General features: G+C 45.6%; 9 protein-coding genes and 1 pseudogene. 3 read left to right on the top strand and 7 right to left on the bottom strand.

Annotation, left to right across the window (positions count from 1 at the left end; genetic code table 11):
* Window positions 1-84: 84 nt before the first annotated feature.
* The 7 genes and pseudogenes from QUA45_RS09910 to QUA45_RS09880 form a co-directional block, all read right to left on the bottom strand.
* A complete protein-coding gene (locus QUA45_RS09910; RefSeq protein WP_333220507.1) occupies window positions 85-306 on the bottom strand; it encodes a hypothetical protein in 222 nt (73 codons plus the stop codon).
* Window positions 307-348: 42 nt separating this feature from the next.
* Window positions 349-489 carry a hypothetical protein gene (locus tag QUA45_RS09905; protein ID WP_333220515.1) on the bottom strand — a complete coding sequence of 47 codons (141 nt, stop codon included), beginning with the start codon at window positions 487-489 and terminating at the stop codon, window positions 349-351.
* A gap of 22 nt (window positions 490-511) precedes the next feature.
* Window positions 512-586: pseudogene (locus QUA45_RS09900) on the bottom strand (DUF2283 domain-containing protein); the annotation flags it as partial.
* A gap of 248 nt (window positions 587-834) precedes the next feature.
* Window positions 835-2040 (bottom strand): IS110 family transposase, encoded by a 1206-nt coding sequence (locus tag QUA45_RS09895; RefSeq protein ID WP_333220505.1) that lies wholly within the window; start codon window positions 2038-2040, stop codon window positions 835-837.
* Window positions 2041-2315: 275 nt separating this feature from the next.
* A complete protein-coding gene (locus QUA45_RS09890; RefSeq protein WP_333220503.1) occupies window positions 2316-2789 on the bottom strand; it encodes a hypothetical protein in 474 nt (157 codons plus the stop codon).
* Between the two features lies 1 nt (window position 2790).
* Window positions 2791-3366, bottom strand: coding sequence for a hypothetical protein (locus QUA45_RS09885; protein ID WP_333220501.1), 576 nt, complete (start codon window positions 3364-3366; stop codon window positions 2791-2793).
* Entirely contained in the window at window positions 3353-4150 is a 798-nt protein-coding gene (locus QUA45_RS09880) for a hypothetical protein (RefSeq protein ID WP_333220499.1), read from the bottom strand. Before QUA45_RS09880 ends, QUA45_RS09885 begins: the two co-directional genes overlap by 14 nt.
* Window positions 4151-4355: 205 nt before the next feature.
* On the opposite strand from QUA45_RS09880, the gene QUA45_RS09875 reads away from it, so the two are divergent.
* From QUA45_RS09875 to QUA45_RS09865, 3 genes are all read left to right on the top strand, one after another.
* On the top strand, window positions 4356-4703 hold the full coding sequence (locus QUA45_RS09875) for a helix-turn-helix transcriptional regulator (protein ID WP_333220497.1): 348 nt from the start codon (window positions 4356-4358) through the stop codon (window positions 4701-4703).
* A 168-nt stretch (window positions 4704-4871) separates the two neighbouring features.
* A complete protein-coding gene (locus QUA45_RS09870) occupies window positions 4872-5522 on the top strand; it encodes a hypothetical protein (protein ID WP_333220495.1) in 651 nt (216 codons plus the stop codon).
* Window positions 5519-6073, top strand: coding sequence for a hypothetical protein (locus QUA45_RS09865; RefSeq protein ID WP_333220493.1), 555 nt, complete (start codon window positions 5519-5521; stop codon window positions 6071-6073). Before QUA45_RS09870 ends, QUA45_RS09865 begins: the two co-directional genes overlap by 4 nt.
* Window positions 6074-6078 lie beyond the last annotated feature (5 nt).

The following is a 6078-nucleotide window of genomic DNA, read 5'->3' as shown; positions in this document are numbered from 1 at the left end:
CACAGGACGGAGTTTTGATGTTGTTACATCGGCAAAAGGTAGTGCCAGTAAGAGAACTTCTCCTGATTGATAATGGGCCATATTTCAAATATTGTCGTAGATAGAATCTTCCTCGCTGTAGCCAGCTAATAATTGCTCAGCAGCAAGGCGATGCCAAGCAGCGTTTTCCTCTTCTTTATCAGTTGGTTCTTGCACCAGAACAATAACTCGGACTTCTTGGTTAGCTGCCAAGTATTTTAAGAGAGTATCGGGAAATTCTATTTTCCCTTCATCTGTGACTTTTGCGGGAAACTCGTAGGCTTTCATGGTAGGTTTGAATCTGTATTGAACATAATTTTATTAAGGCAGTTATAGTTCGAGTTTAATCTCAGAATACTTTCCCAAAACTTCGTTGACAACAATCAGTTTGCCTTGACTATCTGCCCCTAATTGTTGATTGGCATTGACTATCAATTCCATAAATAGTACCGTCGGGGGCAATGTCCACATTCATTGGATCGCTAACCTGGATAGTTTTTACCTGTGCGGTTTTTTCTTGCAGGTATATATAAGCTACGTTGTATGTCGGATCGTAAGTCAGTTTCACCGGAACCTCCTGCTAAAAAAAATTGACAATTACAGCGCTCATCATCCAGTCTTCGTCTTCCTTAGCTGTGATCGCCTCTACTTTCACTCTAACAATTCTAAATTTTAAAGCGACAAAAAATTAAACACTACCAAAATATACTTTGGTGTCCTACCGGACGGGTGGCGGAATTTTTGCAGGGCCCGAATTATATATTTAGCACTCCGCCAGAAATCTCGCGGCCCCTGACAAAAATCCCGCAGTAAAAATTAAATTTCAGATTGGGCAAGTTCGCGTACCAATTCTTTAAACAACAACTTGACAGCTTTGGCCGCCACACGCGATCGCACTAACCGCACCGGCCGACCGCTCAACTTTTCCTCATCCATAATTGCACCGAGCTGATCGCCAATGTCGTTAGCAAGCCTTGTGCGAGCTGGTTCAATCCTAGTAAATATCCACTGCCAGAGCGCGCGACGACACAAATCACTACCACCGCTGACCTTAGACTTTTGCAAATCACCGCTGGACTCTTGAGATGGAGCATAACCCAAAGCCTTCATAAATCGGCGAAGGGACAAATGCCGCTTGGTAGGTTTGCCAGACTTGCGACCTTTACGAATCTTCACATCTGGTTTACCGTCCAACAAATAATTTTCAAACGGGTATATTTGCGACAATAAAAGAGCCTCAACTCTGCGACCAAATCCAAACCGGGCAAAAACTTTACGATAAGGCAAAAACTGCGGCTCCGAAACAAGTTTGGAAAGTTGAAACTCAAGCGCCATCTCTTCCCGCTGGATATCGTAAATGCGGGCAGCGTGGAGGCGAAGTTCATCAGTTATCCCTAAGCCGATCGACTTTTCCAACATCAAGTCGTACTTAACAGACTGCCGCTCGCCGCACAACCACCCCCACAACAGCGGCACTTTTTCCCCAGACCGCACCGATCGCACGAGCGCAACTTCTGGAAACTGCCAAGCTAAATCTTGGCGAGCACGGTTAATGATAGGTGACTGCACGCGATTTAAATGAGACAAGCGAAGAACCAAACGGCGAATTTCGACAATAGTTTGCGATCGCACTTGGACAAATCGCCGAGGAACATCAATGTAATCCCAACCGTAAATCGCCAGGGCAAGCGCATCAGCATCATCATCCTTATCAGGCAATCCAAGATGGTGCTCGCGAAATGACCGAAGTTCTTTGTGACCGACGAGCCGCACTTCTACACCGACCCGCGCAAGCTGAGTTCCCCAGAGCCGAGAGTAATTAACCCCGGTGGGCTCCATCACTGCGATCGTGTTATCCGTATCACCGCCAATTAATGCCAGCAATCCACAAATTCCCAAAGCCGTAGCATCAAACTTGTGGAAGTCAGAATCGTAATAAAATTGTCGAGGTTCAGTTGGTTTCTCTGTCAAAAGACAAGCAGAAACTGAGGCCTTGCTAATGTCAAGTCCGATAATTTGCATTAAATTTTTACAGGTGATAGTTTCCAAATCCCCATAGCAAAGCTTATGAATCACCCAAAGGCCAGAAGCCTAATTCACTCTTAAAGCTATAAATTGCAGGGGAAAATTGCAGTCAATCAAGAAGTGACCGAGCTTATGAAAGTAGAAAAGCCATTGCAGCTTGTTTCTTCATTAAAGCCCTAAACCACTATTCAATTGACAGACGGATGATTTGGACTCAATCCGCTACTCAAAACGAGTTTCGGCCGCTAAGTCACACAGCCATCATCAGGCGGTTATTCAGACGAAAAAGGGATAGCACCAGCAAAACTGTGCCAAGCTTCAAAAGAATTCTGAGATTGAGTCAAAATGCCACCAGAAACAGCATTATCCCAATCAAAATCACGGGAAACATGAGAAACCTTGAGAGGCTTAACTACTAAAAACTCTCCAAACAAATCCTCCAAAAACCAATCATCCAAACACAAAATATCCCAAATTTGACCGAGAGTTTTAAACTTGCGAACGCGCTGGCCGAGGCTGAGAAACCAACCACCGGCAGGACACTTACACAAATCAAGACAAGCAGCCTGAGCAAGTGCTAAAACCCTTTTAAAACTCGGACGAGCCACAGGATTGATATCTTTGGCTCTATTGATGGTTTCAGTCTGAGCGCGAATGCGATCGCGCATCTGCTCATTATCCTCACGAAGCCGTACAATCTCAGCTAGAGCAGCAGCTAACTGAGACTGCAAATCAAATTGTTCCATGTCAAAACTCGCGAGAAGAACGTTGAGAATCAAAAGGGAGGGGGTCTACTTCCACCTCCTCATCATCATCCTCGTATTCGGAAGCATCAATAACTTCAACAGGCTTAAACTGAGAGATAGCAGTAGTTGTGATATTCAAATTGATATCAGAAGCTCGAATGCCAAAAGCAGCCAAGAAAACCGTCAACCGTTCTAACTGTTTATTAGCTCTCTCAATTTTTGAAGAAAGTTGTTGAACTTCCTTTTTCTTTTGAAGAAGTTCATTTTTAACTTGCTTGAGCTCGACAACAATCTGCGATTCAGATTGACAATCAGCCATCAATTGAGCAATCTGAGGCTTAAGTTTTTCGTAAGACTCAGAAAGAGTATCAGTATCCGAAGATGTAGCAACTTCAAGAATGCCTCGTTCAGAAAGAGTATCCCAATTTTTAGAGTAGACAGGAATCGAAATTCTAAGAGTAGTCATTGCAGTAATAGATAATTGGTAAAGAAGCGATCGCCTTTTATCCTCCAAAAAGCGATCGCGCAAAGGAGCAAGATAGCAAGCTAGATGGAAGAGAAAATCAAAATAGAACATCACCTCCTGGGGGCGAACGAGCAGCAGCAACACCGTCAGCCAAGCGCTGCTTGTAGCAAGGCATAAAAACAATGCGATCGGGAGCAATATGAGTAACAGTGCTGCCGTCACAGGCAATTGCAAATACAGCACCGCAAGGACAGCGCTTGACATCTTCAGCTAGCGGCCAATACCACTCCTCGGGACAAGGAGCCCAATAAATCATGGAATCTAGAGAAACTTCCAGAGGCTCAAGATTTTCAGCATCCCAAGCAGCCATCGCCTCGCGAAAATCATCGAAGCAGTCAAAATCGTCAGGGTCTGGAGGTTCATCAGTCGCAACCACCTCGAAATCAAGCAAAGTCAGTTGACAGCCGGCATCAACTTGATAGTGAATTTCAGGCTGCGGGGGAGAGTAGCGAGCCAGAAACCGATCGGAAAAAGTGACACCGGGGGAAGTTTCGACAGCTGGTGCAATCGGCTGCTGGACTCGATCGACTTTGAAACCGGAAATTTCTTTCCGCTCCTGGACTCGATCGACTTTGAAACCGGAAATTTCTTTCCGCTCCTGGACTCGATCGCCTTTGAAACCGGAAATTTCTTTCCGCTCCTGGACTAAATCAGTTTCAACACCGGAGGAAGTTTCAATCAAGGCCAAGAGCGGAAGTTCGACGCCAACAATCGCATCGATCCAACTTTGGCGGCACCGCCGATCGCCCGACGGGACAATATCGAGCTCGCGGGCGATCGACTTGAGTTCGCCAAAGGTCTTTGCTTGAAGCTGTACAGCAGTGTAGGTGTACATAGTTTGAGAGAAAGGGCTTGTTTACGCCAAGCCCAACGAGATTTACAGGGGTATCTGAATGCAGTCGTGGCAGACTAAACGCAGGAGAGTCCAGCAGGCAACTATCCGAAAGCTAGCTGGACACCTATGTTGTATCTACCCACTCACACTTTAGTGTAAGCAGTTCTCTCTGTCAACACTTAAATGTGAATACTTTAATGTTAATATGGACAAATCAGAAGATCAGGAGCCTGAAACGTTGAAAACTCTTCGACAACACTTAGAAATATCCCAAGAAGAGTTAAGCCGTCGATTAAACCTTAGTTTTCGGACTGTTGGAGACTGGGAAACAGGGAAAAAGACGCCTCGCTTTGATAACGCGACAACACTGTCACGCGAGTTGGGAGTTTCATTAAAAACATTGGCTAAAGCAATGCACATAGATGTAACGGGAGTGCCAGACGACTATAGCTTGATAGATCTCAAAAAAATCGCAACCAAGCTAGGCATTGAAAAAATAGAAGACTTACCTGAAAGCTATGAAATCTTGAAAAAGATGCACGATCCCAGCTAACCAACGCCCGCACCATCGGGATTTCTCTGATGTATTAGCCACCGGATGGGACAACGGCAGCTTTCCTTGACTCAAGTTACACATGAAAAAATATGAAAAACTCTGTAACTATGACTAAAACTCAATTTGAATGCTACGCCCAGGAAGCTGCAATGTGTAGCAAGCAATATGAACAGTAGCCAGCTTTCACTGTTTGACACAAACGCCGCGACCGGAAGCGCGTACAAAACCGGTGACTACGTAAAACTGCGAAGAAAACCAAGAGTCGCAGCATGGGTTAAACGCGGGGAAGTTTTCCGAATTGACAAAGTACACCCAGTCAACGGCAGTCTAAAGTTCTGGAATCCCCACATCAATCAATGGGATTTTTTATATCCAGAGGAAGTTAAGTTAACTGTCGAGCCTGTTGTAGGGGAAATTGCCCCCGCAGCGCAATCAATAGCAGAGTCTGTTATAGGGGAAGTTGAAACAACCGAGTTAACTGTCGAGCCTGTTGTAGGGGAAATTGCCCCCGCAGCGCAATCAATAGCAGAGCCTGTTGTAGGGGAAGTTGCAGCAACCAAAAATTACTGGAACTCCGACGAAGGATACAGCGGTAACGGCTGGCTCGAAACTCACTACAAAATCCGCCGCGGTGGCAAGCAACACTCCATCAACTGCCCTGAAATTGGATGCACCGGCCCTTATTACAGTTACCGCTGGATGGAAGGCAAGCGGCAGCGCGCCAAATACTGTCCGGGAAGCAAGTGTCCAGCAGTCAGAAAAGCTCTCAGGAACGGGGAACCAATTAGTAAAATCTTAGAAATCATCAACCAATGAAAATCTCCCAACTGCAAACTCGCTACGGTCTAGGAAGCAAACAGTCTGTGTACGATCGCATGAAAGCGCTGCAAATAAATCCAGTCAGCCGCGGAGAAATATCCAGTCAAGCACTGGACGAACTGGACAAACTGGACAAATTCTTAAAAAGCAACCCAGGAGCTAAAATCTGGGAGTTTCCAAGGGATGTAGAATCTTTGTCTAGCGGACAACTAGACAAGTCAACTGGACAACTGGACAACTTCAACGAAACGCTGCAATTAGTCGAGGCGATCGCCCGCCACTTCGCCGCCAAACAAGACCCGCTGGCAAACTACAAAGCGCTAGAATATGCCGCCACCCACATCATGCTATTGCCCAGTTCCAAAATCAAGGAGCTGACAGGGGCAAAACCTAGGAAAAGTCAGTTTCAACGAGGAACTTTTGTTTTTAGCAAAACAACCTTCAAAATCGGGCGAGAAACAGCTTGGAGAGTTCAAATGACAGCTAACGCATTCAGAGATGCAATGAGACACAAAACCGCAGGAAATACCCGCTGGTTAGATCCTTAAGCATG

The sequence above is a fragment of the Microcoleus sp. Pol12A5 genome (genome assembly GCF_036701435.1).
Classification (GTDB): domain Bacteria; phylum Cyanobacteriota; class Cyanobacteriia; order Cyanobacteriales; family Microcoleaceae; genus Microcoleus.
The sequence above is the reverse complement of the archived record's forward strand: the minus strand, read 5'-3'. Positions and strand labels throughout refer to the sequence as shown.

What these genes read in the sequence shown, in the direction of transcription:
- QUA45_RS09890 (WP_333220503.1), bottom strand. Translation starts at nt 2,789, where the DNA reads ATGGAACAATTTGATTTGCAGTCTCAGTTAGCTGCTGCTCTAGCTGAG.
- QUA45_RS09905 (WP_333220515.1), bottom strand. Translation starts at nt 489, where the DNA reads ATGTGGACATTGCCCCCGACGGTACTATTTATGGAATTGATAGTCAAT.
- QUA45_RS09885 (WP_333220501.1), bottom strand. Translation starts at nt 3,366, where the DNA reads ATGTTCTATTTTGATTTTCTCTTCCATCTAGCTTGCTATCTTGCTCCT.
- QUA45_RS09895 (WP_333220505.1), bottom strand. Translation starts at nt 2,040, where the DNA reads ATGCAAATTATCGGACTTGACATTAGCAAGGCCTCAGTTTCTGCTTGT.
- QUA45_RS09870 (WP_333220495.1), top strand. Translation starts at nt 4,872, where the DNA reads ATGAACAGTAGCCAGCTTTCACTGTTTGACACAAACGCCGCGACCGGA.
- QUA45_RS09875 (WP_333220497.1), top strand. Translation starts at nt 4,356, where the DNA reads ATGGACAAATCAGAAGATCAGGAGCCTGAAACGTTGAAAACTCTTCGA.
- QUA45_RS09865 (WP_333220493.1), top strand. Translation starts at nt 5,519, where the DNA reads ATGAAAATCTCCCAACTGCAAACTCGCTACGGTCTAGGAAGCAAACAG.
- QUA45_RS09880 (WP_333220499.1), bottom strand. Translation starts at nt 4,150, where the DNA reads ATGTACACCTACACTGCTGTACAGCTTCAAGCAAAGACCTTTGGCGAA.
- QUA45_RS09910 (WP_333220507.1), bottom strand. Translation starts at nt 306, where the DNA reads ATGAAAGCCTACGAGTTTCCCGCAAAAGTCACAGATGAAGGGAAAATA.